The 26,012-nt window shown below is 72.2% G+C and carries 24 protein-coding genes, 1 pseudogene and 1 riboswitch; of the genes and pseudogenes, 9 read left to right on the top strand and 16 right to left on the bottom strand.

What is annotated here, in order from left to right:
- The first annotated feature begins 22 nt into the window (after positions 1-22).
- The 4 genes from yczE (at position 23) to HUV60_RS29035 (ending at position 3,490) form a co-directional block, all read left to right on the top strand.
- Positions 23-688 carry a membrane protein YczE gene (yczE, locus tag HUV60_RS29050; protein WP_257851527.1) on the top strand — a complete coding sequence of 222 codons (666 nt, stop codon included), beginning with the start codon at positions 23-25 and terminating at the stop codon, positions 686-688.
- Positions 685-1,452, top strand: coding sequence for a glycerophosphodiester phosphodiesterase (locus HUV60_RS29045; protein WP_257851528.1), 768 nt, complete (start codon positions 685-687; stop codon positions 1,450-1,452). Before yczE ends, HUV60_RS29045 begins: the two co-directional genes overlap by 4 nt.
- A 47-nt stretch (positions 1,453-1,499) precedes the next feature.
- Positions 1,500-2,849, top strand: a complete 1,350-nt coding sequence (locus tag HUV60_RS29040; RefSeq protein WP_257851530.1) for an MFS transporter — start codon at positions 1,500-1,502, stop codon at positions 2,847-2,849.
- A 266-nt stretch (positions 2,850-3,115) separates the two neighbouring features.
- Positions 3,116-3,490: an RNA polymerase-binding protein RbpA gene (locus HUV60_RS29035; protein WP_042173984.1), complete on the top strand. Its 375-nt coding sequence runs from the start codon at positions 3,116-3,118 to the stop codon at positions 3,488-3,490.
- 127 nt (positions 3,491-3,617) lie between these two features.
- On the opposite strand, the gene fxsA is transcribed toward HUV60_RS29035, so the two are convergent.
- The 4 genes from fxsA to HUV60_RS29015 all read right to left on the bottom strand — a co-directional run bounded on the left by fxsA (position 3,618) and on the right by HUV60_RS29015 (position 7,899).
- Entirely contained in the window at positions 3,618-4,199 is a 582-nt protein-coding gene (fxsA, locus tag HUV60_RS29030) for an FxsA family membrane protein (protein WP_257851532.1), read from the bottom strand.
- A gap of 106 nt (positions 4,200-4,305) precedes the next feature.
- Positions 4,306-5,199: a polyprenol monophosphomannose synthase gene (locus HUV60_RS29025; RefSeq protein WP_257851533.1), complete on the bottom strand. Its 894-nt coding sequence runs from the start codon at positions 5,197-5,199 to the stop codon at positions 4,306-4,308.
- 527 nt (positions 5,200-5,726) lie between these two features.
- Entirely contained in the window at positions 5,727-7,346 is a 1,620-nt protein-coding gene (locus HUV60_RS29020) for an amidohydrolase (protein WP_257851535.1), read from the bottom strand.
- Positions 7,347-7,458: 112 nt separating this feature from the next.
- The gene (locus HUV60_RS29015; protein ID WP_109379411.1) at positions 7,459-7,899 is read right to left on the bottom strand and encodes an Lrp/AsnC family transcriptional regulator; all 441 of its coding nucleotides are present in this window, start codon (positions 7,897-7,899) and stop codon (positions 7,459-7,461) included.
- Between the two features lie 265 nt (positions 7,900-8,164).
- On the opposite strand from HUV60_RS29015, the gene HUV60_RS29010 reads away from it, so the two are divergent.
- Complete coding sequence (locus HUV60_RS29010; RefSeq protein ID WP_257851537.1) at positions 8,165-8,608, top strand: hypothetical protein; 444 nt, start codon at positions 8,165-8,167, stop codon at positions 8,606-8,608.
- A 516-nt stretch (positions 8,609-9,124) separates the two neighbouring features.
- Here HUV60_RS29010 and HUV60_RS29005 read toward each other — a convergent pair.
- From HUV60_RS29005 to HUV60_RS28985, 4 genes are all read right to left on the bottom strand, one after another.
- Positions 9,125-10,300 (bottom strand): acyl-CoA dehydrogenase family protein, encoded by a 1,176-nt coding sequence (locus HUV60_RS29005; RefSeq protein WP_257851538.1) that lies wholly within the window; start codon positions 10,298-10,300, stop codon positions 9,125-9,127.
- A 701-nt stretch (positions 10,301-11,001) separates the two neighbouring features.
- Complete coding sequence (locus tag HUV60_RS28995; RefSeq protein WP_257851539.1) at positions 11,002-11,673, bottom strand: TetR/AcrR family transcriptional regulator; 672 nt, start codon at positions 11,671-11,673, stop codon at positions 11,002-11,004.
- A 99-nt stretch (positions 11,674-11,772) separates the two neighbouring features.
- A complete protein-coding gene (locus HUV60_RS28990) occupies positions 11,773-11,931 on the bottom strand; it encodes an SCO1431 family membrane protein (protein WP_257851540.1) in 159 nt (52 codons plus the stop codon).
- Positions 11,932-12,100: 169 nt separating this feature from the next.
- Positions 12,101-13,483, bottom strand: a complete 1,383-nt coding sequence (locus tag HUV60_RS28985; RefSeq protein WP_257851541.1) for a peptidase C39 family protein — start codon at positions 13,481-13,483, stop codon at positions 12,101-12,103.
- Between the two features lie 274 nt (positions 13,484-13,757).
- Here HUV60_RS28985 and HUV60_RS28980 point away from each other — a divergent pair, with 274 nt between their 5' ends.
- The gene (locus HUV60_RS28980; RefSeq protein ID WP_257851543.1) at positions 13,758-14,378 is read left to right on the top strand and encodes a hypothetical protein; all 621 of its coding nucleotides are present in this window, start codon (positions 13,758-13,760) and stop codon (positions 14,376-14,378) included.
- A 430-nt stretch (positions 14,379-14,808) separates the two neighbouring features.
- Positions 14,809-16,680, top strand: a complete 1,872-nt coding sequence (locus tag HUV60_RS28975; RefSeq protein WP_257851544.1) for an AAA family ATPase — start codon at positions 14,809-14,811, stop codon at positions 16,678-16,680.
- Between the two features lie 148 nt (positions 16,681-16,828).
- On the opposite strand, the gene HUV60_RS28970 is transcribed toward HUV60_RS28975, so the two are convergent.
- The 7 genes from HUV60_RS28970 to HUV60_RS28940 all read right to left on the bottom strand — a co-directional run bounded on the left by HUV60_RS28970 (position 16,829) and on the right by HUV60_RS28940 (position 21,738).
- A complete protein-coding gene (locus tag HUV60_RS28970; RefSeq protein ID WP_257851545.1) occupies positions 16,829-17,323 on the bottom strand; it encodes a PH domain-containing protein in 495 nt (164 codons plus the stop codon).
- 25 nt (positions 17,324-17,348) lie between these two features.
- The gene (hisG, locus tag HUV60_RS28965; protein ID WP_257851795.1) at positions 17,349-18,212 is read right to left on the bottom strand and encodes an ATP phosphoribosyltransferase; all 864 of its coding nucleotides are present in this window, start codon (positions 18,210-18,212) and stop codon (positions 17,349-17,351) included.
- 73 nt (positions 18,213-18,285) lie between these two features.
- Positions 18,286-18,558 (bottom strand): phosphoribosyl-ATP diphosphatase, encoded by a 273-nt coding sequence (locus tag HUV60_RS28960; RefSeq protein ID WP_010046365.1) that lies wholly within the window; start codon positions 18,556-18,558, stop codon positions 18,286-18,288.
- Positions 18,559-18,592: 34 nt separating this feature from the next.
- On the bottom strand, positions 18,593-19,078 hold the full coding sequence (gene ribH, locus HUV60_RS28955; RefSeq protein WP_257851548.1) for a 6,7-dimethyl-8-ribityllumazine synthase: 486 nt from the start codon (positions 19,076-19,078) through the stop codon (positions 18,593-18,595).
- A gap of 88 nt (positions 19,079-19,166) precedes the next feature.
- Positions 19,167-20,456, bottom strand: coding sequence for a bifunctional 3,4-dihydroxy-2-butanone-4-phosphate synthase/GTP cyclohydrolase II (locus tag HUV60_RS28950; RefSeq protein ID WP_257851550.1), 1,290 nt, complete (start codon positions 20,454-20,456; stop codon positions 19,167-19,169).
- The gene (locus tag HUV60_RS28945; RefSeq protein ID WP_257851551.1) at positions 20,453-21,097 is read right to left on the bottom strand and encodes a nicotinamide mononucleotide transporter family protein; all 645 of its coding nucleotides are present in this window, start codon (positions 21,095-21,097) and stop codon (positions 20,453-20,455) included. The genes HUV60_RS28950 and HUV60_RS28945 overlap by 4 nt, the downstream gene beginning before the upstream one ends.
- A complete protein-coding gene (locus tag HUV60_RS28940) occupies positions 21,094-21,738 on the bottom strand; it encodes a riboflavin synthase (RefSeq protein ID WP_257851553.1) in 645 nt (214 codons plus the stop codon). The genes HUV60_RS28945 and HUV60_RS28940 overlap by 4 nt, the downstream gene beginning before the upstream one ends.
- A gap of 144 nt (positions 21,739-21,882) precedes the next feature.
- Positions 21,883-22,013: riboswitch (FMN riboswitch) on the bottom strand.
- A gap of 479 nt (positions 22,014-22,492) precedes the next feature.
- Here HUV60_RS28940 and HUV60_RS28935 point away from each other — a divergent pair.
- A pseudogene (locus HUV60_RS28935) lies at positions 22,493-23,286 on the top strand (SDR family oxidoreductase).
- A gap of 86 nt (positions 23,287-23,372) precedes the next feature.
- Here the strand turns inward: HUV60_RS28935 and HUV60_RS28930 are convergent.
- Positions 23,373-24,581 (bottom strand): ROK family transcriptional regulator, encoded by a 1,209-nt coding sequence (locus HUV60_RS28930; RefSeq protein ID WP_257851555.1) that lies wholly within the window; start codon positions 24,579-24,581, stop codon positions 23,373-23,375.
- A 184-nt stretch (positions 24,582-24,765) separates the two neighbouring features.
- Here HUV60_RS28930 and HUV60_RS28925 point away from each other — a divergent pair, with 184 nt between their 5' ends.
- Positions 24,766-25,971: an MFS transporter gene (locus HUV60_RS28925; protein WP_257851557.1), complete on the top strand. Its 1,206-nt coding sequence runs from the start codon at positions 24,766-24,768 to the stop codon at positions 25,969-25,971.
- Positions 25,972-26,012: the final 41 nt, after the last annotated feature.

Below are 26,012 nucleotides of genomic sequence, written 5' to 3'. Positions count from 1 at the left end.
ACTTCCGCCACAGGGGGATATCTTGTCCAGCCACCCGCCCCGGCACAGGCACCTCGCACGGCGGCTGTCCCAGCTCTACGCCGGCCTGGCGCTGTACGGCGCGAGTTCGGCGCTGCTGGTCAGGTCCGGCCTCGGCCTGGAGCCGTGGAACGTGCTGCACCAGGGTCTGTCCGAGCGCACGGGTCTGCCGATGGGTGTGGTGCTGACCGTCCTGGGCGCGGCGGTGCTGCTGTTCTGGATCCCGCTGCGCCAGCGCCCGGGACTGGGAACCGTCTCCAACGTCCTGGTGATCGGGGCGGCCATGGACGCGACCCTGGCCGTGGTACCCGAAGCGCACGGCACGGCCCTCCGGGTGGCGATGACGGCGGCCGGCATCGTGCTGAACGGCGCGGCGACGGGACTGTACATCGCGGCACGCTTCGGGCCCGGTCCGCGCGACGGGCTGATGACGGGGCTGAACCGGCGCACGGGGGTGTCGATCCGGCTGGTGCGTACGGTGATCGAGGCCACGGTGGTCGTCACGGGCTTCGCCCTCGGCGGCACCGTGGGCGTGGCGACCCTGCTGTACGCGGTGACGATCGGTCCGCTCGCCCAGCTGTTCCTGCGGGTGTTCGCCGTCTCCCCGGCATCCGGCGGCAGCACGGTCGTTGCCACAGGTCAACCGCATGGCGCGATACTGCGTCCGTGACTCCACCGATACGCCACCCGTACCTCGACCATCCCGGCCCGATCGCCTTCGCCCACCGGGGCGGGGCGGGGGACGGCCTGGAGAACACGGCGCGCCAGTTCCGGTGCGCCGTCGAGGCGGGCTACCGCTACATCGAGACCGACGTCCATGTCACCCGCGACGGCCGGCTCGTCGCGTTCCACGACGCGACCCTGGACCGGGTGACGGACGGAGCCGGCCTGATCGCCGACCTGCCGTGGCGGGACGTGGAGCAGGCGCGGGTGGCGGGCCAGGAACCGGTACCCCTGTTCGAGGAACTGCTCACCGCCTTCCCCGAGGTGCGGTGGAACGTCGACGTCAAGGCAGAGCCTGCCCTCCTGCCCTTTCTGGATCTGATCGGGCGGACGGACGCCTGGGACAGGGTCTGCCTGGGCTCGTTCTCGGAGGCACGCGTGGTGCGTGCCCAGCGGCTGGCCGGGCCCCGCCTCGCGACGTCGTACGGCACGCGGGGGGTGCTGAATCTCCGGCTGCGGTCGTGGGGTGTGCCGGTGGCGGTGCGCCGGTCGGCCGTCGCCGCCCAGGTGCCCCAGGCCCGGTCCGGCGTCCCTGTGGTGGACCGTCGCTTCGTGCGCACCGCCCATGCACGGGGGCTTCAGGTGCACGTGTGGACGGTCCAGGAGCCGGAGCGGATGCACCGGCTCCTGGACCTGGGGGTGGATGGCATCATGACCGATCACATCGACATACTGCGCAAGGTCATGGAGGACCGCGGCATCTGGGTCTGAGGACCTGCCCGGCCGCCGAGCGCGTTCACGGGGAAGCGAGGGCGCGGGTGGGCAACGACACCGTGCGGCCACCGGCGGCGGACGGGGCGGCCGGCCGGCGGTACGAGCAGCGCGGCTGGTACGTCTACGACTGGGCATGCTCCGTGTACTCCACGAGCGTGCTCACCGTGTTCCTCGGCCCCTACCTGACCTCGGTCGCCGAGGCCGCCGCGGACGCGGACGGGTTCGTGCATCCGTTCGGCATTCCGGTGCGCGCGGGGTCCTTCTTCGCGTACGCGGTCTCCCTGTCTGTGATCATGGCGGTGCTCGCGATGCCCCTGGTGGGCGCCGCCGCGGACCGCACCGGCCGCAAGAAGCCGCTGCTCGCGGCCGCCGCCTACACCGGGGCCGCCGCGACGGCGTGCATGTTCCTCCTCGAGGGCGAGCGTTATCTGCTGGGCGGTGCGCTGCTGATCGTGGCGAACGCGGCGCAGTCCGTGGCGATGATGCTCTACAACTCCTACCTGCCGCAGATCGCGACGCCCCAGGAGCGGGACGCGGTCTCCTCGCGGGGCTGGGCCTTCGGCTACGCGGCCGGCGCCCTGGTGCTCGTCGCCAACCTGGTGCTCTACACCGCCCATGACGGTTTCGGGCTCTCCGAGGGCATGGCGGTCCGTATCTGTCTGGCGTCGGCGGGCCTGTGGTGGGGTGCCTTCACCCTGGTGCCGCTGCGGCGGCTGCGCGACCGCCGCGCTCCCGTGCGGAAGGCGGGCGCCCCGACTGGTTTCCGGCAGCTCGCGGCGACCCTCCGCGACATGCGCCGCCACCCTCTGACGCTCGCCTTCCTCCTGTCGTACCTGGTCTACAACGACGGCATCCAGACGGTGATCTCGCAGGCCTCGGTCTACGGCTCGAAGGAGCTGGGGCTCGGGCAGTCCACCCTCATCGTGGCCGTACTGCTGGTCCAGGTGCTGGCGGTGGCGGGCGCGCTGGCGCTGGGCAGGCTGGCCCGGACCCACGGGGCGAAGCGGACGATCCTCGGCTCCCTGGTCGCCTGGACGCTCACGCTGACCGCCGGCTACTTCCTGCCCGCCGGGGAGCCGGTGTGGTTCTTCGCCCTGGCCGCGGGGATCGGCCTGGTCCTCGGTGGCAGCCAGGCGTTGTCCCGGTCGCTGTTCTCGCACCTCGTACCGCCCGGCAAGGAGGCCGAGTACTTCTCGGCGTACGAGCTGAGCGACCGTGGGACGAGCTGGCTCGGACCTCTGCTGTTCGGGCTGACCTACCAGCTGACGGGCAGCTACCGGGACGCGATCATCTCGCTGGTGGCCTTCTTCGCCCTCGGTTTCGCGCTGCTCGCGCGGGTGCCGGTGCGCCGGGCGATCGCCGACGCGGGGAATCCCGTTCCGGAGAGGATTTAGCACTCGGAGCGAAAGGGCTGTAGGGTACGCGTTTGGCCTGCCAGATGTACCGTTACTACGCGTCAAAGATACCGAAACGCTGTGTCACGTCTTTCATCAGATGTGACAAACCGGGCGCCGGTGGGTACTGCACTGATTGACAAGGCTGCGGCTACGACGGCGACACATGGCCCGGAACGGGAATCTTTACCGCCGACCGGACGTTGACCGGATGACGACGACAGCGACACCTGTCCTGTGGGCGACAAGCCCGGGAGGCACGATTCATGAGTGAGCGAGCTCTTCGCGGCACGCGCCTCGTGGTGACCAGCTACGAGACGGACCGCGGCATCGACCTGGCCCCGCGCCAGGCCGTGGAGTACGCATGCGAGAAGGGGCACCGCTTCGAGATGCCCTTCTCGGTCGAGGCGGAGATCCCGCCGGAGTGGGAGTGCAAGGTCTGCGGTGCCCAGGCACTCCTGGTCGACGGCAATGGCCCCGAGGAGAAAAAGGCCAAGCCCGCGCGTACGCATTGGGACATGCTGATGGAGCGACGTACCCGAGAGGAACTCGAAGAGGTCCTCGAGGAGCGTCTCGCCGTTCTGCGCTCCGGTGCGATGAACATTGCGGTTCATCCCCGGGACAGCCGAAAGTCGGCTTGATCCCGGCAGAGGACCGGCGGGAGAACTGAGCACAGCGACACACAGGACCGTGGGCGCCGCACCGATCGGTGCGGCGCCCACGGTCCTGTGTGCGTCCGGCCGGCGTCCGTGGCGCCGCCCGCCGTTCTCAGCGGGAAAGCGGCGGGCGGGGCTCCTGCGGGAAGTCTCCCGGCGTGACCCCGGACTCGTCCCGGACCACCTCTCCCTGGACGACCTTTCCGTCGGGCCGGTGCATGCGCGCCTGCTGGAAGGCGTCCCCCAGGGGGCCCCGGGCGGCCTCGCGGAGCCTGCGCTCGAGAGCGCGCTCGGCACGGCGGCTCACGGCCTTCTGGACCGGGGGTACCAGCAGGAGCAGACCGATCGCGTCGGAGACCGGGCCGGGGAGGATCAGCAGCAGTCCGCCCAGCATCGTCAGGCCGTTGCCCTCGCTGTTCGGCCGGCGCTCGGTCAGCGCGCCGTTCTGCTGTTGCTGCAGCGTCTCGGTGAGGTTCTTGAAGGCACGGCGGCCGGCCCGCTTGATGACCAACGAGCCGAGAACGAGGCCGGCCAGCAGTACCAGGAAGACCACCAGCGCGTTGGACGCCCCGGCGACGACCGTGAGCAGCCAGATCTCCAGCACCAGCCATGCGGCGGCGCCGAGCGGCAGGAAGGTGCGCAGCCGGGAGCGCCGGGGCCGGACGGGGTTCGGGGTCTGAGCGCCAGTCGTCATGGTCCCAGTGTGCCGAACACCGGCTCGGTTCGGGATAAGCGGTGCCTCTGCGACAGCATGCCACCAGGAACGCGCGACGCCGGGACGATCCAAGCGGCAGGCCGGCCTACGGCTTGACCTGTTCCGTCGGTCCGGCCCGCTCCGCATCGGCCTCCGCCGGCCCGGCGGCCTGCCCGGCCCGCTCGCCCTGCTCCGGCCGCCCGGCCCGCTTGTCGTCCTCGCGTCCGAGGACCTTGCCCACTCGCTCCCCCACGCCCCACGCCGTGACCCGCCACAGCGCCTCGACGAGGATGTCGCGGCTCATCTTCGAATCGCCGTGTTCCCGTTCGACGAAGGTGATGGGCACCTCGACGACGTGGTAGCCGGCCTTGATCGCGCGACGGGCGAGGTCGACCTGGAAGCAGTAGCCCTGGGAAGCCACCTCGTCCAGACCGAGGCCCTCCAGGACCTCGCGGCGGAACGCGCGGAAGCCGCCGGTGATGTCGCGCAGCGGCAGATCGAGCGCCACGCGCGAGTAGAGGCTGCCGCCGCGCGAGATGTACTCACGGGACTTCGGCCAGTTGACCACCCGGCCGCCGGGCACCCAGCGCGAACCGAGCACCAGGTCGGCGCCCTTGAGCGCGGTGAGCAGACGGGGCAGTTCCTCGGGCTGGTGGGAGCCGTCGGCGTCCATCTCGACGAGTACGCCGTAACCGTGCTCCGCGCCCCAGCGGAAGCCCGCGAGGTAAGCGGCACCCAGGCCTTCCTTGCCCTTGCGGTGCAGCACCTGGACCTGGGCGTCCTCGGCGGCCAGGCCGTCGGCGAGCGTGCCGGTGCCGTCGGGGCTGTTGTCGTCGGCCACGAGAACGTCCGCCTCGGGAACCGCCTTGCGCACCCGGCCGACGATCGCCTCGATGTTCTCCGCCTCGTTGTAGGTCGGGATGATCACCAAGGTTTTGCCGAGCGGGCCGAAGGTCCTCCCCTGGGTCTCCGCCGCGCGGGTCCCGTCGCCGTCGTTCACTGCAGCCCCTTCATCTCCTGTGCAGGGTCCCACCATAGTGGTCACAGCCGCCAACGATGCGTGAAAGGGCGTTCATACGGTGCTGTTGCTGTCCGAGGATCGGGCAGCAGGGCACCGTTGTACGCACATCGGATGGGGGCCCGGCGCCCTTCGGGCCGACCTGGGACCCGCTGGCTGCGAGTCGACCTGAAGCCGTTGTCTACTGAGCGACCGGGCCCCACCCGGGTCACACCTTCCGGTCAACCCGCCGGAACGTTCCCTCGGTGCCGCGCCGTCGCTGAGCCTGGCTCCCAGTGGCGGTGGGCCGTGCGGCACACCGTCCCTGACCCAGCGGCGCTGCCACGAGCGGGCGGAAGACCCCGGTCGGGCGTCCGGTGGTGGACCCGGCCGAACCTACCGGCCCCCCGCCGCCTGTCAACATCCGCCCGATCTACGCAATGCGATTTTCATACCTATCCAGCGGGAGGATGTGCAGGTCCGCGCGACGGTGGCGCGCCGCAAGGTCGCCACCGGGCGGCCCGCGTAGATCACTCGCCCGGCCGTACGAAGACCGTGCGTCCGCCGACCACCGTGCGCCTGCAGACGGGCAGGTCACCCCCCGGGGTCAGGTCCGGCAGGCCGGGGGTGCCGGAGCGGGGGTCGGTGGACCAGCGCGCCACCCGGTCGTCGGGCGCCTGCACCACGAGGGCGCCGGTGTTCCAGACCGCGTAGTCGGCGGGCGCGCCCGGCACCAGAACGCCCGCGTCGTCGCGTCCGATCGCCCGCCAGCCACCGCGCGTGTGCGCGGTGAACGCGGCCCGCACGGAGACGCGGTGTTCCGGCGTGCGGTGGAAGGCGGCGGCCCGGACGGTGCCCCACGGAGCGAGGGGGGTGACCGGGCTGTCGGAGCCGAAGGCGAGCGGGACACCGGCGCGCAGCAGAGCCGCGAAGGGGTTCAGGGTGCGGGCCCGTTCCGCGCCCAGACGCCGGGCGTACATGCCGTCCTCGCCACCCCACAGGGCGTCGAAGGCGGGCTGGACAGAGGCGGTCAGACCCAGTCCGGCGAAGGCGGCGATGGTCCGGGGGACGAGCATTTCGGCGTGCTCGACACGGTGGCGGGCGGCCCTGACGCGGTCGAGGCCGACCTTCTCGGCGGCGGCGCGCACGCCCTCGGTCACCGCGGCGACGGCAGCGTCACCGATGGCGTGGAAGCCCGCCTGAAGGCCCGCCTCGGTGCAGTCGACGACATGGGCTGCGATGGCGGCGACATCCAGATGGGCGGTACCGGTGTGGCCGGCATCGGCGTACGGGGCGTGCAGGAAGGCGGTGTGCGAGCCGAGGGCACCGTCGGCGAACAGGTCGCCCGCGGCGCCGGCCGCGCCCAGTTCGCGCGCCTTGGCGACGTTCCGCTCGGCCCAGTAGCCGACGACGCGCGGGCCGGTTCCCTCGGCGGCAAGCCGCAGCAGGCCGGTGAAGTCGCCCTCGGAGGAGATCTCCGGGCCGCCGCACTCATGGACGGTGCCGATGCCGAGCGAGGCGGCGTGCGCCAGCGCGGCGCGCTGGGCCTCGGTGCGCTGGGCGGGCGTGACGGCATCCAGCGCGGCGGCGCGTACGGCGTGATGGGCGTCGCCGGTGAGCGGCCCGCCCTCGTCGGCGTCCTTCCGGTCGACGAGGTCGAGCAGCGCGGTGCTGACGACCGCGGAGTGGACGTCGATCCGGCTGAGGTAGAGAGGGCGACCGCCGGTGGCCGCGTCGAGTTCGGCGCGGGTCGGCGGACGGCCGCCGGGCCAGCGGGCGGCGTCCCAGCCGTGCCCGAGCAGGACCCTGTCGGCCGGGCGGGCGGCCGCGAACTCCCTCACCCGGGCCAGCGCGGCCTCCCGTGAGGGCGCCTCGGACAGGTCGAGGCCGGTGAGCGCCAGTCCGGTGGCCGTGGTGTGCACATGAGCGTCGGTGAACGCCGGGGTGACCAGCGCCCCGTCGAGGTCGATCACCTCGTCCACCCCGTCCGCGAAGGAGTCGGCGGCACCCTCGGAACCGACCCAGGCCACCTGGCCGCCCTCGACGACCATCGCGGTGGCGAAGGGGTCGGCGGGACTGTGGACCTCCCCGCGGCGGAGCAGGACGGTGCGCGGCGGGTCCGCGGACGGCGGGGCGGTGCGTTCACTCATGCCCCACAGTCTCGCCCCTCAAAGGGCCCGGCCCGCACCCAGGGCCGCTGTTCACGCCCCGGGTGCGCCGTATACGCCCGCGCACGCCGACGCTCCCGCGCGGTTGACGGTTTCAGACGCGCGGCGGGCGTGCCTCGTACGGTGTGGACAGGACCACGGTCGTCCGGGTCGAGACGCCCGCGAGCGAGCGCACGCGCGCCAGCAGTTCCTCCAGTTGGCGCGGGGTGGCCACACGCACCTTGAGGATGTAGTTCTCGTCTCCCGCGACACTGTGGCAGGCCTCGATCTCGGGCACGCCGGCGAGCCGGTCCGCGATGTCGTCGGGGGCGCTGGGGTCGAACGGTTTGACCGAGATGAAGGCGGTCATGGGCAGACCGACGGCATCGGGGTCGACGACCGCGGCGTAGCCGCGGATGACGCCACGCTGTTCCAGTCTGCGCACCCGCTGGTGCACGGCCGACGTGGACAGGCCCGTGGCCTTGCCCAGGTCTGTGTAGCTCATCCGCCCGTCCTTGACGAGCAACTGCACGATCTGTCGGTCCAGCTCCTCCATGGCGCTAGAACCTACAGTGCCGTTGATCTCGTCGGATACCTGAGCTCTCCAGGTCATGGCCGGTTCCTGATGTGCCGGGCGCCGTCCCGGGCCGGCGGGAGGACAAGGCCGTCGCAGGGGGCACCTGCGGTCGGCATGTGACGAAGGCCACAGCCTTCGAACAGTCTCCGTGATGCTCTCGTGATTACCCCCGATGGGGGACGGGAAGTGCTTGCTGTGGTCGAGGTCGCAGTGCCTTCACGGCCCAGCCCCAGGGGGAGAGTCCATGCAGAGTCTTAAACGTCCCGGTCGCAGCACGCCCAAGCGGCAGCAGCCGGTCGTCGAACTCGTCCCGGAGTACGTCGGTCCCGACGAACTCGACGAACTCGACGACGAACTCGACGCGTACGACACCTTCGAGGTGTACCGGGTCGTGTGCCCGGACTGCGCTCAGCCCATCGCCCTGCCGGCGGACGAGGAGGTCCTGCCGGAGCACGCGCTGTGCGCCACCCCGTGGAACCCGTTCGGGCTGACGGTCTGCGCCGGTACGGGCCGCAGCGCCGACGAGGCGCGGCCGGCGGACGAGTCCGCGACGCCCCAGGAGCAGGACGCCGCCCTGCTGCTGACGCTCCCTCAGGGGCTCGACTGGCGCACCCAGCCGTTCTCGCACGTGGGGGGCCCGGCCTCGCGTCCGATGCGGGTCCCCGCCATAGAGCGCCACGCGGCCTGAGACACCCGCCCCGGCCGGCACCGGAAAACGGACCGGCCGGCAGTCCGTCCGCGAACGCACGCACCGTCCGGGCGGTCGGCCATCTGCCCGGCCGCTCCCGCGTTGCCCAGGTATGACGACCTCCACGCACGAGACGACCGGGCGTCAGCGCCTTGCCCTCGCCCCACCGTCCGCACCCCGGCGCGTACCGCAGCTCACGGCGCGCACCGCGGGCGCGGCGCTGCCCGCACCCGCCACGCCGCCACCGCCCCGGTGCCTTTGGACCCGTCGATGACTCTGTTGCTCCATTGCGGAGAGTGACGCCGACCTGTCGACGGAGCGCAGGGAACGGGTCTCGCGAGGAGGCGGTCCGGCCCCTCCCGGATGCGGCGCGTGACCATCCCTCGAATTGAGCAGCAGAGTCGTCGATCTACCGGGAGCTGGCGCGGTCCCGGGCCGGCAAGGGCCGCGCCCTGCCCGGGCGGCACGAACCGGAGTGGTCCCGGCTCGCGGCTCCCTGGCAGGGGCTCGGCCGGTTCAGCTCGTCTGCGGCCCCGTGAGATGGCGTGCGATGACCATGCGCTGGATCTGGTTCGTCCCCTCGACGATCTGCAGGACCTTGGCCTCGCGCATGTAACGTTCGGCCGGGAAGTCCGCGGTGTAGCCGTAGCCGCCGAGAATCTGGACGGCGTCGGTGGTGACCCGCATCGCGGTATCGGTGCAGTGCAGCTTCGCCATGGCCGCCTGCTTGGCGAACGGACGCCCGGCGTCACGCAGTCGGGCCGCCGCGAGATACAGCGCGCGTCCGGCCTCGATCTGCGTGGCCATGTCCGCGAGCATGAACCGCAGTCCCTGGAAGTCGGCGATCGGCCGTCCGAACTGCCGTCGTCCGGACGCGTACCCGAGCGCCTCGTCGAGCGCGGCCTGCGCCAGGCCGATCGCGCAGGCCGCGATGCCGAGCCGGCCGCCGTCCAGCGACGACAGGGCGATGGCGAAACCCTGTCCCTCCTCACCGATCCTCCGGTGGTCGGGGACCCGTACGCCGTCGAAGTGGACCTGCGCGGTGGGCGAGCCCTTCATGCCCATCTTCTTCTCCGGCACGGCGGCGCTCAGCCCCTCGGCGTCGCCGGGCACCAGGAACGCGGTGATCCCGCGAGGGCCGTCCCCACCGGTGCGGGCCATGACGGTGTAGAAGTCCGCGATGCCGCCGTGCGTGATCCACGCCTTGGTTCCGGTGAGCACCCAGTCTCCCCCGCCCTCACGCACCGCCCTGGTGCGCAGGGAGGCCGCGTCCGACCCGGAGGCCGGCTCGGAGAGGCAGTAGGCACCGAGCAGGCCGCCACCGAGCACCGCCGGCAGGTGCTCGGCCTGCTGCTCCTTGGTGCCGTGGGCGGCGAGTGCGTAGCAGGCGAGGGTGTGCACGCTGACCCCGAGACCGACGGTCAGCCGGGCCGCGGCAAGCTCCTCGAGCACCTGGAGGTAGACCTCGTACGGCTGCTCCCCGCCGCCGTACGCGGAGTCGTAGGGCAGGCCGAGCAGTCCGGACTCGGAGAGCAGGGTGAAGGCCTCACGCGGGAAGCGGGCCCCGTCCTCCTCCTCCGCCGCCTTCGGGGCGATCTCGCGCTGTGTGATGTCGCGGACGAGCGAGATCAGGTCCCGCGCCTCGTCCGTGGGCAATTGCCGGTCCACCGGCTGCGGGGCGTGGTCGGACATGGCGACGCTCTCCTCCCTGTTCGGGCACGTCGGCGGCTCTGCGCCTCGGGTTGGAGGGCGGCTCCGCCGGGTCGTTCCGGCGCCTGGCCGAGGCGTGGGCCTCCGGGTCTCGGAGGCGGCCGGCCAGCCGCTGTGAGCTGTGAGTATGCCTGATCCACCAGAGCACGTCACTTGTTAACGACCGCTTACTCCAAGAATTTTCCGGACACCGAAATGGGTCCGAACCATTGACCGATCCGGTCTACTCCTCCCGCTGTTCCGCTCCATCGAATTACCGCGTCCATGCCAAGCGACTCGCGTTCCTCTCCCCCACGAGGAAAGACACCGGATGCATTCCCCCACCGCGTCCGCACCTTGCGGGCGCTCGTGTCCGCCGCATGCGCCGCCGCGCTCGGCACCGGGCTGCTCGCCGGCGCGGGTGCCTCGACCGCCACCGCGGCGGCCCCGGCTCAGGAGGCCGCAGGTTCCAAGGTCATCGGGTACTTCACCGAATGGGGCACCTACGACCGCGCCTACCACGTCAAGAACACCGGGACCTCGGGTTCCGCGGACAAGCTCACGCACATCACCTACGCCTTCGGCAACGTCACCGGCGGCAGGTGCGCGGCGGGCGACGACTACGCAGGCAGCCGCCGAGCGTACCTGCACCGCCGCCGAGTCCGTCGACGGAGGGCTTCCGCCCCCGCGCAGTGCCCGGTGCGTCAGCCGTCGCGGCGGGCGGGCGCCGGAGCCGGGTGGGCGGGCGCCGGGTGGGCGGGGTCCAGTTCCTCGATGGCGCGCATGGCTCCACCGAGTGTCTTGACCAACAGCTCGCACATGGTCTCGCGGGGCAGTCCGGGGCGGTCGATCCAGTCGAGGGTGGCGCCCTCGACGCTGCAAACCCAGGAGAGCAGGCCCATGCGCGCCACCGGCGTGATGCCGGCGGTCCCGTACGCGCCTTCGGCGATGGTCGCGACGATCGCCTCGCGCACCCCGTCCCGGACGGCGTGCACCTCGGCGTCGAAGCCGACGCCCCCGCTGACGATCGTGCGGTAAGCGGCCTGGTTGCGCTCGGCGTAGCGCAGATAGCTGTCGACGGTGCGGTGCACCCGCTGGGCGGACGGCAGCTCGACACCACCCGAGGCGAAGGTGACCAGGCCGGCGACCGAATCCTGGATGATGGCGAGGTAGTAGCCCCGCTTGGAGTGGAAGTAGTAGTAGATCAGCCCCTTGGCGACATGCGCCTGACGTGCGATGTCGTCCATGGAGAGCGCGTCGTACGACGTGTCGGCGAACAGTTTCCGCCCGATGGCGATGAGTTCGGCACGGCGTGCCAGTGAGCGCTCGGTGCTGCGCGCTCCGGGGCGCACGGCAGATTGCTGACCGGTATTCAATCCTGACCTGGTTTCCTGCGGAGGGCGGGACATCCGCAGTATGGCAGGTCGGCCCTCGCGGCAGGCCGCAGCGGCCCGCGAGACCGGGGACTGCGAAGGTCAGAGGAGTCCGAGCTGCGTCACGAGCATCGCGACGACCACCACGAGGGCCCACCCCATGACGTGCTCGAGGATCTTCGGGCCGTCCTCCCGGGGACCGCCGGTGCGGGCACCGGTGATGACGGCAGGGGCGATGACGGTGGCTGCGTTCGCGGTCATGGCTTCTCGCTGGTCTCGGGGACCGTGGACTCCCCCACGGCGCTGTCCACCTTGCCACCGTGAGCGGCTTTTACGGCCGAGAGCTTGGTCACACGGTACGCACCGGGGCGGGGTGGCGGCCCCTCCGACGACTGTCGGGGACCGGCGGGAACCCGCCGCACGGGCCGGTTCAGCGCACGCCGACGGTCGCGAGCGCCCGGCGCATGCGCGGGGCGGGGTGCGCCGGGAAGAAGAGGTAACAGAGCCCGCCGGTGCCGGAGGCGACCTTGCCGGAGGCGTTGTACCGCTTGGTCCTGAGCCAGATGTTCTCCCATTCGCGACGCCGGTAGACGCGCCGGACGGACTCGTTGTCCGGGGAGGCGGGGTCGTTGGCGATGACGTCGCCGCCGGGTGTGAAGCCGGTCACGGTCATCAGGTGCCCAGCGGTGCCGTACCCCGCTCCGGTCAGTTCCTCCTCGAGGAAGGACTGGGACGTGATGGCCGGGATGCCCGCCGTGATCAGCGTCTCCAGGTCGGTCAGCGAGCCGAGCCGGGTGACGACGCCCTGGAGGCCCTCGAAGGTGGCCGCGTAGGCGGCGTTGAACGGCCAGTTGCCGCAGCCCGCGTACTGGTGGTCGTAGGTGTGGCGGGCCGCGTGGCACACCTGCGGATCGGTGTAGGCCGGGTCGACCCAGGACAACTGCTCCCCGGTGAGCCGGCCGCCCCAGTACTCGGCGATCATCTGCGAGGAGGTCGGACCGCACCAGGCCTCGCCGCCGTTGTCGTACTCCGGGTACCGGCCCTTGTGGATCTCCTGCGAGTAGCGCGGGACGATCAGCTCCCGGGACGCGCCGGGCGTGGACACCGGGACGGTGAAGCGGTCGGGCACGTCGGAGCCCATCGCGCCGATCCGCCACACGACAGGGGTGAGTTTCGTGCCGGGACGGCGGTGGAGGGTCAGCCGCAGCCGGTACGAGACCAGGCGCAGGCCCGAGGCCGCGTCGTCGACGGCGAGGGTGTCGGTCCAGACCGTGCTCCGGCCGTCACCCTGGTCGTCCACCGAGGTGCGAAGGACGTCCTGGTCGCCGGCCGCCCAACGGCCCATCACGTACCAGGGTGTGTCGGTGCCGTCCGTGTACGTGCCCTGCAGCTCGGCCTGGATCCAGGTGCCGTCGGGAGTGCGCGCGTTCCAGGAGACGACGGCCTCCGTCGCCGGCACGGTGAGCCGGTGGACGGGTGACGTCCAGGTCGCGTACTCCCAGGCGGCGGTCCGGCCGGTGTGCGGATCGGTGTAGTCGGTGGTGCCGGCCGCCTTCGCGATCACCAGGCCGGGGCGGACGCCCGCGACGGCGCGGGTGCCCTCGGCGCCGCCGGTGCGCCAGTCGCCGTACGAGGTCCAGGCCCGGTTGTCGACGCGGCGGGCCGCGGCTCCGCCGGGGTCTGCGGAGCCGCCTGCCGGGCCGGCGGACCGGCCGGGCCCGGCGTGGGCGGACGCCGGGCCCGCGCTCGACACGGCGGCGACGACCGCTGCGGACAGGAGGGTTCTACGGGAAGGTTGTTCGGCTCTGCTCATGAGTGAAGGGCCCCCAGGTGTCGGACTCGGAGTCGGTGCGGGTCCGGTGCACGGCGGGCCGGGCGGACCGTGTCCACCGGGTGGAGCGGCGTCCGCCCACTATGGACGCACCGGGTGGACCCCGCCAGCACCCCGGGCCGTGCCACGCCGACCGTTATCGGCCTCGGCCCCTGGCGCCCGGGGCGGCAGGCCGTCGGTTCCGGTACGGCGGGCAGGTCCTAGAGTGAGACGCCGTCACCGTCTCTCCCCGCTCCGTCTCACCCCGGAACCAGCCATGCACGATCTCGTCTCCCGCATCCGCCGGCTCGGCCCCTCCTGCGGCCCGGTCCGGCTCGTCGGGGTCGACGGGCACGCCGGCTCGGGGAAGTCCACGTTCGCCGGGCGGCTGGCCGACGCGCTGGACGGCGCCCCTGTGCTGCGGCTCGACGACGTCGCCAGCCACGAGGAGCTCTTCGGCTGGACCGCGCGGCTGCTGAGCCAGGTGGTCCTTCCGCTCGGCCGCGGCGAGCAGGCGTCCTACGCCCCCTACGACTGGCGGGCCCGCGACTTCGGGCCACCGCGCCCGCTGCCGCCCGCCCCGGTGGTCGTCGTTGAGGGCGTCGGCGCGGGGCGGCGGGCGCTGCGGCCGTACCTGGCGCTGCTGCTGTGGATGGAGCTGCCCGCGGGGGCCTCCTGGTCGCGGGGGCGGGCGCGGGACGGAGAGGAGCAGCGGGAGTTCTGGGACGGTTGGGTCGGGGCGGAACAGCGGCATTTCGCCGACGACCCGTCACGTCCCTTCGCCGACCTGCTGGTTCGGGAGCGCGGGAAGGGATATGAGGTGCTTCCCGGGCCTGCTGGGACCGTCGCCCCGAACGCGCCCCTCACGCACGGTGACGGGCCGTCCGCAGTGTGCTGAACTGGTGAAGACCCCCTCCCGGACGAGCGGCCGGAGTGCCCCAACGCCGCTTGACCGGGGGGCCGTACAGGTCTTACGTTCTCAACGTGCGGCCGTTCGGAGCCGCCCGCAGACACGAAGCCCCCGGTTGTTCCCCCGTGATCGGGGGCTTCGTTCTGCCTTCTTCACGTTTTCTGGACGTCCAGCGGCATATGACGATCACTCTCGGTCACAGCATGGTACGGGCGCCTCCTCCTCCCGCGTCGCCCGCTGCGGGTACGGCCCCCTGCGGAAGCGACGGCGCCGCAGGTACGATGCCCTCGGTGCGGCCTACGGATGCTGCTTCGCGCACCGTGCAACTCCGGTCCGCGGTACAGCGGTTCGCCCCAGGGCAGCCGGCGGGCGAAGGCCGGTGGGGCATACCGACGGGGCACGGTTTGTGAGGGACGTGATGGACTTCGGCACGCAGGGCCCGCAGGCCCCTGCCGACCTCGCCTGGCTGCGGGGCGTGGACGCCTACACGGTGGGCGCCTACCCGCAGGCCGAGGAGGAGTTCCGGGCCGCGGTACGGATCGACGCGGGGATGGCGGACGGCTGGCTCGGGCTGCATGCGCTGCGCGTCGACACGACGGCCGCCCTGCTGCGCATGTTCCGGCACCGGGACCGCTTCGGCGAGCAGCGCGCGCGGCACCGCCGCACCCTCAACTCCTGGTACTGGCTCGGCTGGTGGGTGCAGCCGGTGCTGGAGAACCCGCGTGATCTGTTGCTCGCGCACGCCTCCCACTGGCTGGACGGCCGCCACGTCCCCGAACTGGACCGCGCGCTCGCCGGGCTTCCTCCGGTGGATGCCGACCCCCAGGTCCGCTTCCTGCACGCCTGCCGCGCCTATCTGGTCAAGGACTGGGAGCAGTTGGTCCGGCACACCGACCCGCTGCACGGCGATCCGCTGCTCGGGATCGAGACAGGCCTGTTCGGCGGGATGGCCCGGGTACGCCTGGAGATGTACGGGCAGGCCGAGCCGCTGCTGTCGGCGGCCCTGATGCGCTGCCGCAGCGAGCAGCCGCAGCGCAAGGAGCTGCGCTACTGGCTGGCTCGCGCCCACGAGGGGACCGGTCGCAGTGCCGCCGCGCTCCCCCTGTACCGGGCCGTGCACCGGATCGATCCCGCCTTCATGGACACGTCGGCCCGGCTCGCCGCCATCGCCGAGGGGGACGGCTACGACGAATCGGCCGACCTCGGCGCGGTCGCGCTCGGTGGTGCGGGCGCGGATCCGCTGGACGGCCCGGACGCTCTCGACCCGCTGTTCGACACCGAGGGCCGCGATCTGATGCTGTCCGAGCAGGAACCACCGCCCCCACCCCTGTCACCGGTCACGGGCCCTTCGGTGCGCGCGCGGACCGGCGATCCGGTGACTCCGCTGCCCACGGGTCCCACCGATCCCGCCTTACTGGAGGAGGCGCTCGCCGAGCTGGAGCGCATGGTCGGGCTGGAGCCGGTGAAGCGCCAGGTCAAGGCGTTGTCGGCGCAGCTGAACATGGCTCGGCTGCGGGCCGGACAGGGGCTGCCGGTGCAGCCGCCGAAACGACACTTCGTCTTCTCCGGGCCGTCCGGCACCGGCAAGACCACGGTGGCCCGCATCCTGGGCCGGGTCTTCTACGCTCTGGGGCTGCTCGGCGGTGATCATCTCGTGGAGGCCCAGCGCGCCGATCTGGTCGGCGAGTACCTGGGCCAGACAGCGGTGAAGGCCAACGAGCTGATCGACTCCGCCCTCGGCGGGGTCCTCTTCGTCGACGAGGCGTACGCGCTCTCCAACTCCGGCTACGGCAAGGGCGACGCGTACGGCGACGAGGCACTCCAGGTACTGCTGAAGCGGGCCGAGGACAACCGCGACCATCTGGTGGTCATACTGGCCGGCTACCCGGAGGGCATGGACCGCCTCCTGGGCGCCAACCCGGGTCTGTCGTCCCGTTTCACCACCCGCGTCGACTTCCCCTCCTACCGGCCCCTCGAACTCACCGCGATCGGCGAGGTACTGGCCGCCGACAACGGCGACGTGTGGGACGAGGAGGCGCTGGACGAACTGCGGTCCATCGCCGGGCACGTGGTGGACCAGGGGTGGATCGACGAACTGGGCAACGGACGGTTCCTGCGGACGCTGTACGAGAAGAGCTGCGCGTACCGGGACCTGCGGCTGTCGGCGTACCCGGCCTATCCGGGCACACTGACCCGGGAGGACCTGGCGACGCTGCGGCTGCCGGATCTGATGCAGGCGTACGGGGAGGTCCTGTCCGGGCGAGGTCCGCAGGACCCGCCGGCGGCGTGACGCCGCCGGGCCCGCGGCTGCACCCCCGGGCCCGGCCGGACGCCCGCGGCGCACGACGGTGGGGCGTCGGCCTGCGGCGGTCCGGGGCCCGAGGGCCGGCGTGCGGGTCAGAGCCGCCGCAGGGCGATCGGCCCCTCGCCGAGGAGGTTCACCGGGAGGCCTCGGAGCCGGGGGGTGTGGTCCGTGCCTCGGCGAGTGCCCGCAGGGTCCGCGCGTCGGCGACGGCGCGCTTGGGGGCGATGCCCGGCTGGATGCCGAGCACCGGCAGGCTGGTGCCGTCGCTGAGGTCGAGGAAGACCCAGGGGTCACCCGGGCGGAGGTTCACCTGAAGGATCTGGGCCCAGTCCAGGCGGCGCCGGGTCGTGATGTTGACGACGGTGACGCCCGTCTCGTCGGCGTCGACCTTCGGCCGGGCCAGCAGGACCAGGACTCCGGCCAGCAGGGCGGCGGTGGACACGAAACTGAGACGCTCGCCGGGGCTGAGCTGCTCCAGCAGCAGCGCGATCAGGGAGATGGCCGCGAAGAGCCCGCCGGCCGCGACGAGCAGCACCGCGCGGGTGCGGCCCGGCCGGAAGGTGACGGGCAGGGCGGGCAGGGGGCCCGGAGCTGCGTCCGGGGAGGGCTCGGGGGTGGCGTCCGGCATGGTGCGGCTCCGGGATCGGTCCGGGTCAGAGGCGGCAGGCGTGGATGGCCGTGGTGAGGATGGCACGGGCGCCGAGGTCGTAGAGGTCGTCCATGACCCGCTGGGCCTCCTTGGAGGGGACCATGGCGCGGACGGCGACCCAGCCCTCGTTGTGCAGCGGGGACACGGTCGGGGACTCCAGACCGGGGGTCAGCGCGACGGCCTTCTCCAGCTGCTCGACCCGGCAGTCGTAGTCCATCATCACGTAGGTACGGGCGACCAGGACGCCCTGGAGGCGCCGCAGGAACTGGCCCACCTTGGGCTCTACCGTGCCGTCGGCCCCGGCCTCGGCGCCGGTGCGGCGGATGACGACGGCCTCGGAGGTCATGATCGGTTCGCCGATGACCTCCAGGCCCGCGTTGCGCAGGGAGGTGCCGGTCTCGACCACGTCCGCGATGACCTCGGCGACACCGAGTTCGATGGCGGTCTCGACGGCGCCGTCGAGGTGGACCACGGAGGCGTCGATGCCCTGGTCGGCGAGGTACCGCGCGACGACGCCCTCGTAGGAGGTGGCGACCGTGCTGCCGTTCAGGTCCGCGACGCTCTTGGCGGCGCTGGGCTTGGCGGCGAAGCGGAAGGTGGAGCGGGCGAAGCCGAGCGGCAGGATCTCTTCGGCCTCGGCACCGGAGTCGATCAGGAGGTCGCGGCCGGTGATGCCGATGTCGAGGCGGCCGGACGAGACGTAGATGGCGATGTCGCGGGGCCGGAGGTAGAAGAACTCGACCTCGTTGACCGGGTCGACGATCCGCAGTTCCTTCGACTCCCGGCGCTGCTGGTAGCCGGCCTCATGCAGCATCTCCGCCGCAGGGCCTGCCAGTGAACCCTTGTTGGGGAGTGCGATGCGCAGCATGAGGTCGGCTTCCTTCACGGTGTGACGGTATGACGGTGTACCGGTGGTCAGGGATGGCAGGGAGTGCCCGCGCTCACAGGTGGGCGTAGACGTCGTCGAGGGAGATCCCCCGGGCGACCATCATCACCTGGACGTGGTAGAGCAGCTGCGAGATCTCCTCGGCGGCCGCTTCCTTGCCCTCGTGCTCGGCGGCCATCCAGACCTCGGCGGCCTCCTCGACGACCTTCTTGCCGATGGCATGGACGCCCTTTTCCACCAGTTCGGCGGTACGGGAGGTGGCGGGGTCGCCGTGCGCGGCCTTGTGCTGGAGCTCGGTGAAGAGCTCCTCGAACGTCTTCTTGGACATGGTGGTCCTTACCCTACGCGGTGCCGGGGACTGCTCACCGCCAGGGTTCGGATACCGAGCGCAGCGTGGCCGCGGCCGCCACCGCCGCCGTGACGGCCTCGTGCCCCTTGTCCTCGGTGGAGCCGGGCAGTCCGGCGCGGTCCCGCGCCTGTTCCTCGGTGTCACAGGTGAGCAGGCCGAAGCCGACGGGCACGCCGGTGTCGGTGCTGACCTGGGTGAGGCCCTGGGTGACGCCCTGGCACACGTACTCGAAGTGGGGTGTGCCGCCCCGGACGACGACCCCGAGGGCGACGATCGCGTCGTAACCGCGTCCGGCGAGGACCTTGGCGACGACCGGGAGTTCCCAGCTGCCGGGGACCCGGAGCAGGGTCGGCTCGTCGATGCCGAGGTCGTGCAGGGCGCGCAGGGCGCCGTCGACCAGTCCGTCCATCACCTTCTCGTGCCACTGTGCCGCGACGACGGCGACGCGGAGGTCCCCCACGTCGCGTACGGACAGTTCGGGTGCACCCTTGCCGCTCACATCTCTCCTCGGTGGTTCTCGGCCGGCCACCGCGGGCCGGCTCTCTTGACTGGTCGTCGCGGTCACTGCCTGCCGCGGACGGGCACGGTCACTGATTGCCGCAGGCGGGCACGGTCGGCGTATCCAGCCAGGGCAGGTCGTGGCCCATCCGGTCGCGCTTGGTGCGCAGGTAGCGGATGTTGTGCTCGCCCGCGGTGACGGGCATCGGCTCGCGGCCGGTGACCTCGATGCCGTACCGGACGAGCGCCTGGGACTTGTCGGGGTTGTTGGTCAGCAGGCGGACACCGCGCACCCCGAGGTCGGCGAGTATCCGCGCTCCGGCGGCGTAGTCGCGGGCGTCGGCGGGCAGGCCGAGTTCGAGGTTGGCGTCCAGGGTGTCGCGTCCGCGTTCCTGGAGTTCGTAGGCGCGCAGCTTGGACATCAGGCCGATGCCGCGCCCCTCGTGCCCGCGCAGGTAGACGAGAACCCCCCGGCCCTCCGCCTGGATGCGGTCCATCGAGGCGTCCAGCTGGGGACCGCAGTCGCAGCGCTGGGAGCCGAAGATGTCGCCGGTGAGACATTCGGAATGGACGCGTACGAGGACGTCCCTGCCGTCGCCGATGTCTCCGTGGACGAGGGCGACGTGTTCGACGCCGTCGACGGTGGAGCGGTAGCCGTAGGCGGTGAACACGCCGTGGGAGGTGGGCAGCCGGACCTCGGCCTCACGGCGGACGGTGGGCTCGGAGCTGCGGCGGTAGGCGATCAGGTCCTCGATGGAGATGATCGTCAGGCCGTGCTTGCGGGCGAACGGGACCAGTTCGGGCAGGCGCAGCATCCGGCCGTCCTCCCCGGCGATCTCGACGATGGCGCCAGCCGGGCGCAGTCCCGCGAGACGGGCGAGGTCGACGGCGGCCTCGGTGTGGCCGTCGCGTTCGAGCACGCCGCCAGAGCGGGCTCGCAGCGGGAAGACGTGGCCGGGGCGGACGAAGTCGGCGGGTTCGGCGGTGCCGCTCGCGAGCAGTCGGAGCGTGGTGGCCCGGTCCTCGGCCGAGATGCCGGTACTCACGCCGTGGGCAGCGGAGGCGTCGACGGAGACGGTGAACGCCGTCCTCATCGACTCGGTGTTGTCCTCGACCATCTGCGGGAGGCGGAGCCGGTCCAGCTCGTCGCTCTCCATGGGGGCGCAGATCAGTCCACGGCATTCGCTCATCATGAAAGCGACGATCTCGGGGGTCGCCTTCTCGGCGGCCACGACGAGGTCGCCCTCGTTCTCGCGGTCCTCGTCGTCGACGACCACGATGGGGCGGCCGGCCGCGATGTCGGCGATGGCCTGTTCGACCGGGTCGAGCATGGGATCCTCGAACTCCTCGGTGCGGTAAAGGATCGGTGCCGTGCTCATGCCGGCGCTCCTTCCAGTGCAGGGCGCGCGTCCTCGCGGGAGCGCAGCCACCAGTCGCGCAGTCCCCACAGGACCAGCGCGCCGTAGAGCGCGTAGACGAAGCCGGAGAAGGCGAAGCCGTTGGCGAAGTTCAGCGGTACGCCGACGAGGTCGACCAGCAGCCAGGCGAACCAGAACTCGACCATGCCGCGGGCCTGGGCGTACATCGCGACGATGGTGCCGACGAAGAGGTACGCGTCCGGCCAGGGGTCCCAGGACAGGGACGGGAAGGCGGTGAACAGGCCACCGACGGCGAGGGTGCCGACGGCGGCGAGGACGACCAGCGCACCGCGCTCGCGCCAGGTGGCGAACCGCACCGCGATGGAGCCGTCCTGCGCCTGCTGCCGACCGCGGTTCCACTGCCAGAAGCCCCAGGCGGCGACGGCCATGACGACGATCTGCTTGCCGGCGCTGCCGGAGAGGTGGGCGGTGGCGAAGGCCGTGAAGAGGATGAGGCCCGAGACGAACTGGGCGGGCCAGGTCCAGATGGAGCGCCGCCAGCCAAGGGCCAGGGCTGCCAGTCCGATCACGTTGCCGATCATGTCCGACCACTTGATGTGCTGGTCGAAGAGGGTGAACGCCTCCGAGTTCAGCCAGTTCACCGCACGGCCCCCTTACCGGCGGTACCGTCACCGCCGGCCGGGGCACCCGTCGCACGGTCGCCGACCATCCGCTCGACGTACTTGGCGATGACGTCCACCTCGAGGTTGACCGGGTCGCCGCTCTGCTTGAGCCCGAGGGTGGTCAGGGCGAGGGTGGTGGGGATCAGACTGACGGTGAAGAAGTCCTGCCCGGCGGCTACGACGGTGAGGCTGACGCCGTCGACCGTGATGGAGCCCTTCTCCACTACGTAGCGGGAGAGTTCGGCGGGGAGGGAGATCCTGACGATCTCCCAGTTCTCGGACGGCTCGCGCTCCAGGATCCGGCCGGTGCCGTCGACGTGGCCCTGCACGATGTGGCCGCCGAGGCGGGTTCCCAGGGCCATGGGACGTTCGAGGTTCACGCGGGAGCCGACGGCGAGGAAGCCGAGGCTGGAGCGGTTCAGGGTCTCGGCCATCACGTCCGCGGTGAACTCGTCGCCTTCATGGTCCACGACGGTGAGGCAGACGCCGTTGACGGCGATCGAGTCACCGTGCTTCGCGCCTTCGGTGACGACGAAGCCGCGCAACCGGAAGCGACAAGCGTCGTCGAGGGTCTCGACGGCGGTGATCTCGCCCAGTTCTTCGACGATTCCGGTGAACACTTCCCGGGTCCTCCTGCCTCTTCGGGCACGGACTCCGGGGCTGCCGACGAGGACAGAAGAACGGGCAAGGTCACCGGGGACGACGCCGGACGGAGCCCGCCATGATGGCGGACCGATACGGCGGCGCGCATGGATGCCCGCCCGCCGCGCACTGCCTCCCATCCGGACTTTAACCGTCGGTCCAGGAATTTCGCCTGGTCAACCGACCACTGGAAGTGGCCGGGTCGCGGACTGTAACCGCCGGTTCGGACTTTCACCGACCCCGGAGTGCGCTGCTGCTGATACAGGGCCAGTGTGCCACGCCCGCCCCCTGTCCACACAGGCATCGGGTGTGGGGTGACTCACAGATGGCGACACCGTGCACCGTCACCGCTGGAGGAGCTCCCCGGAGACAGCCTGCCACCGGGTCGGCGACCGCCCGGCAGCCGTCCGCTTTCGCGCCCTTGTGCGCCAGGGGATGCCACCGGAGCGCTCCCGAACGCTCCCCGTGACTGGTCCATACCTATTGACGGCCTGGTCTAGTCCTCTTAGCGTCTGCTTCAGCCTCCCCAGAGACCGGCCCGGCGGCGGTGACGACGGCCCTTGCCCGCCGCCGGGCCTCACCACCGTGCCCCGCCGACCCGCCCCGCCGGGCCCGTCCGAGGCCCTGTGTCACCTTCCCGGCGATGGTTCCGTCCCTCTCCTGACGAGCTTGACGAAGGTGTACAGACAGGAGTGCCGGCGCCCGACGACAGGACCTGAGGAGCTGAACGGCATGACCACGATCCTGGTGACCGGCGGTACGGGAACACTCGGCCGGCACGTCGTCGAGCGGCTGCGGAGGGACGCGCAGAAGGTGCGGGTGCTCAACCGGCACTCCCGGCCGTACGCCGTCGACCTGCGCAGGGGCGGCAGCGCCCTGGACACGGCCGTCACGGGGGTGGACACGATCGTCCACTGCGCGAGCGCCCCGCGCGGCGGCGACGGGGCGGCGGCGAGGAACCTGCTGGATGCGGCGCGGCGGGCCGGGGTGGGGTGGGCCGGGGTGGGGTGGGCCGGGGTGGGGTGGGGCACCTCGTCCACATCTCGATCACAGGGGTCGACCAGGTGCCGTTCGGCTACTACAGGACCACGTTCGCGGTGGAGCGGCTGATCGAGGAGTCGGGGCTCGGCTGGACCGTGCTGCGTGCGACCCAGTTCCACGACCTGGTGCTCGCGCTCCTCCGGCAACGGGGCAAGGCTCCGGTGATGCTGCTGCCGGCCCGTGTGAAGGACCAGCCGATCGAGGTGTCCGAGGTCGCGGACCGTCTGGCGGAGCCGGCCCGGGGCGGGCCCGCGGGGCGCGTCGCGGGCATGGGCGGGCCGGAGGTGCGCACGTTCGAGTCCCTGGCGCGCTCCTACCTGGAGGCCGCGGGCCGCCGCCGCGCGGTGGTCAAGGTCCCCCTCCGGGGTGCGGCGTACCGCGCCTTCCGGGCCGGCGGCCATCTCGGCCCGGAGCACGCCGTGGGCAAGGGCACCTTCGAGGATTTCCTGACGGCGCGGGCGGAGCGCGCACGCGCGGGCAGGTGAGCGCGCCGGGTGGAGTGAGCCGCCGCGGGTGCCGGGACTCGGGGGCGCGTGCGCGGCGCCGAGCGGGCCCGCCGGTGGGCGGCCGGTCAGTGGGCGTGTCCCCGTGCGGCCGGGCCGAAGAGTTCGTCCTGGGCGTGGTCGCGGGCCGTCAGGAGGGCGCCGCGCAGAACCGCGCCGCCCCCCAGGGCGCTCGCCCGCACCTCGGTGGGCAGCGGTGACATCAGGGCCGTCCGCTCCTGTACGCGGGCGGCGAGTTCCTCCCCGCCCGCCTGGCCGATCTCCCCGCCGAGCACCACGCACCCGGGATCCAGCAGCGCGGCCACCGACGCGACCCCCACGGCGATGCGGCCGGCGAGGGCGTCGAGGAAGCGCGTGTCCGCCGAGCTCTGTCCCTCCCGTGCCCGCACGGTGGCAGCCCGCACCGCGCGCGCCGCCGCGGGTCGCACGTCCGGTCCGGACACGATCCCGTACTCCCCCGCCAGTTCCGCGACCGCCGCCGCCGACGCGAGGGAGTGGAAGCCGCCGCCGCAGTCCGTGGCCGACGGCAGGCCGGGTGTACCCGGGACCGGCAGGAAGCCGATTTCACCCGTGCCCCCGGAGGCGCCCCGGCGCAGGGCACCGTCCAGGACGACGGCCGCGCCGGTGCCATGACCGAGCCACAGCAGGACGAAGGTGTCGCGGTCGCGGGCGGCCCCGTCGCGCTGCTCGGCCAGGGCGGCGAGGTTGGTCTCGTTCTCAAGGCTGACCCGCGCCCCGGGCAGCCGCTCCTGAAGCGCGGCGGCCAGTCGGCGGTGCCACTCCGGCAGCCCCTTGGAGTCGCGCAGTTCCCCGCTCGCGGGGTCGATCAGCCCGGGGGCTCCGACGCCGACGGTGTGCAGCCGGTCGGCGCCCGCCTCCTTCGCCGTCCGCTCGACGAGGGTCACCACCCGCTCCACGGCGGGCCCGGTGCCGGTGTCCACGGCGATCGGCGCCGAGGCCTCGGCCAGGACCGCGCCGACGAGGTCGGACACGGCCACGGCGACGCCCCCGGTCCGTACGTCGAGTGCGGCCAGGTGCGCCCGGTCGGCGACGATCCCGTACACCTTCGCGTTCGGTCCCCGGCGTTGTTCCCCGGTCTCCCCGACCACGGTGATCAGCCCTGCCGCGGTCAGCCGCTCGGCGAGGTCGGCGACGGTCGGCCGGGACAGCCCGGTCAGCTGCTTCAACTGCCCGGCCGTCAGCGGTCCTTCCCGCTGGAGCAGACGCAGGGCGAGCCGGTCGTTGATGGCTCGGGCAGTGCTCGGGGATGCGGCCATGACGTGATCCTTCCAGATCGGCGGACGGCGGACGGCGGCAGGACCGGGCCGGCTGGGTGAGCCGGTGAGGGCACGGGACCGGGCTGGACGAGGGCCGGCGGAAATCCCCTCATCTTTCAGGAAGGGATCCTGATAGTTTACGTGGCGCGTCAGGGATGCCGTGGACGACCGGGAGGGGCGGACCATGCGTGCAGAGGTGTACGGGCAGCGGGAGGTACGACGGGCGCGGTACTCCGTGGGGGCGGTGTTCGCCGTGCACGGAGCGGTCACGGGCTCGTTCGCCACCCGTGTGCCGTGGATCCAGGACCATGCCGGTGTGAGCGCCGGGCAGTTGGGGATCGCGCTCGCCTTCCCCGCGCTCGGCGCGTCGGTCGCGATGCCGCTGGCGGGGCGTGTCAGCCACCGCTTCGGCGCCCGCGCCGCGCTGCGCGGGCTGATCGCCCTGTGGACCCTCGCGCTCGTCCTGCCGTCCGTCGCCCCGAACCTGCTCGCCCTCTGCCTGACCCTGTTCGTCTACGGCGCCACGGCCGGCATGTCCGACGTGGCGATGAACGCCCTGGGCGCGGAGGTGGAGAACCGGCTCGACCGGTCGATCATGTCCGGGCTGCACGGCATGTGGAGCGCGGGCGCTCTGACCGGTTCGGCGGCAGGCACGCTCGCCGCCCATCTCGGCACGGACGCCCGGCTGCATCACACGCTCGCGGCAGGTGTCCTGACGGTGGTGGGCGTCGCCGCCGCCGGCCACGTCCTCGATCTGCGGTCCGCCGTGGACGAGGAGCCGCCCCCGAGGTTCGCGCTGCCGCCCCGCTCCGCGCTGCTGATCGGCGCGATCGGCTTCTGCGCGGTCTTCGCGGAGGGCGCGAGCCTCGACTGGTCGGCGGTCTATCTGCGCGACCGGTTGGAGGCCTCGGCCGGTCTCGCGGCGGCCTGCACCACCGGTTTCACGCTCACCATGGCGGTCGCCCGGATCGCCGGGGACCGGGTGGTGGACCACTACGGCGCGGTGCGCACCGTCCGGGCGAGCGGTGTGGTCGCCGTCTGCGGCGGACTGCTGATCGTCCTCGCGCAGCACCCCGCGGCGGCGATGGCCGGGTTCGCGCTGATGGGTCTCGGTATCGCGGTGGTGGTGCCGCTGTGCTTCGCCGCGGCCGGCCGCAGCGGCAGCAACCCGAGCCTCGCCATCGCGGGCGTCGCGACCATCACGTACACCTCGGGGCTGATCGCTCCGAGCGCGATCGGGCTGCTCGCCCAGGCGACCAGTCTGATGGCGTCGTTCGTCCTGGTCACGGTGTTGTCGTGCGGTCTGGCCGGCTTGGCCGGCGTGCTGCGTGCCGGGGACCGGGTGAAGGTCACCCGGCCGGACACGGCGGTTCCCGGCCCTCGGACCTGAAGGTCACCCGGCCCGAAGGTCCCACGGACCGTCCCGACGGA

Source organism: Streptomyces sp. KMM 9044 (assembly GCF_024701375.2).
GTDB lineage: Bacteria > Actinomycetota > Actinomycetes > Streptomycetales > Streptomycetaceae > Streptomyces.
Note: the sequence above shows the minus strand (reverse complement) of the source record. Positions and strands in the feature narration are given on the sequence as shown.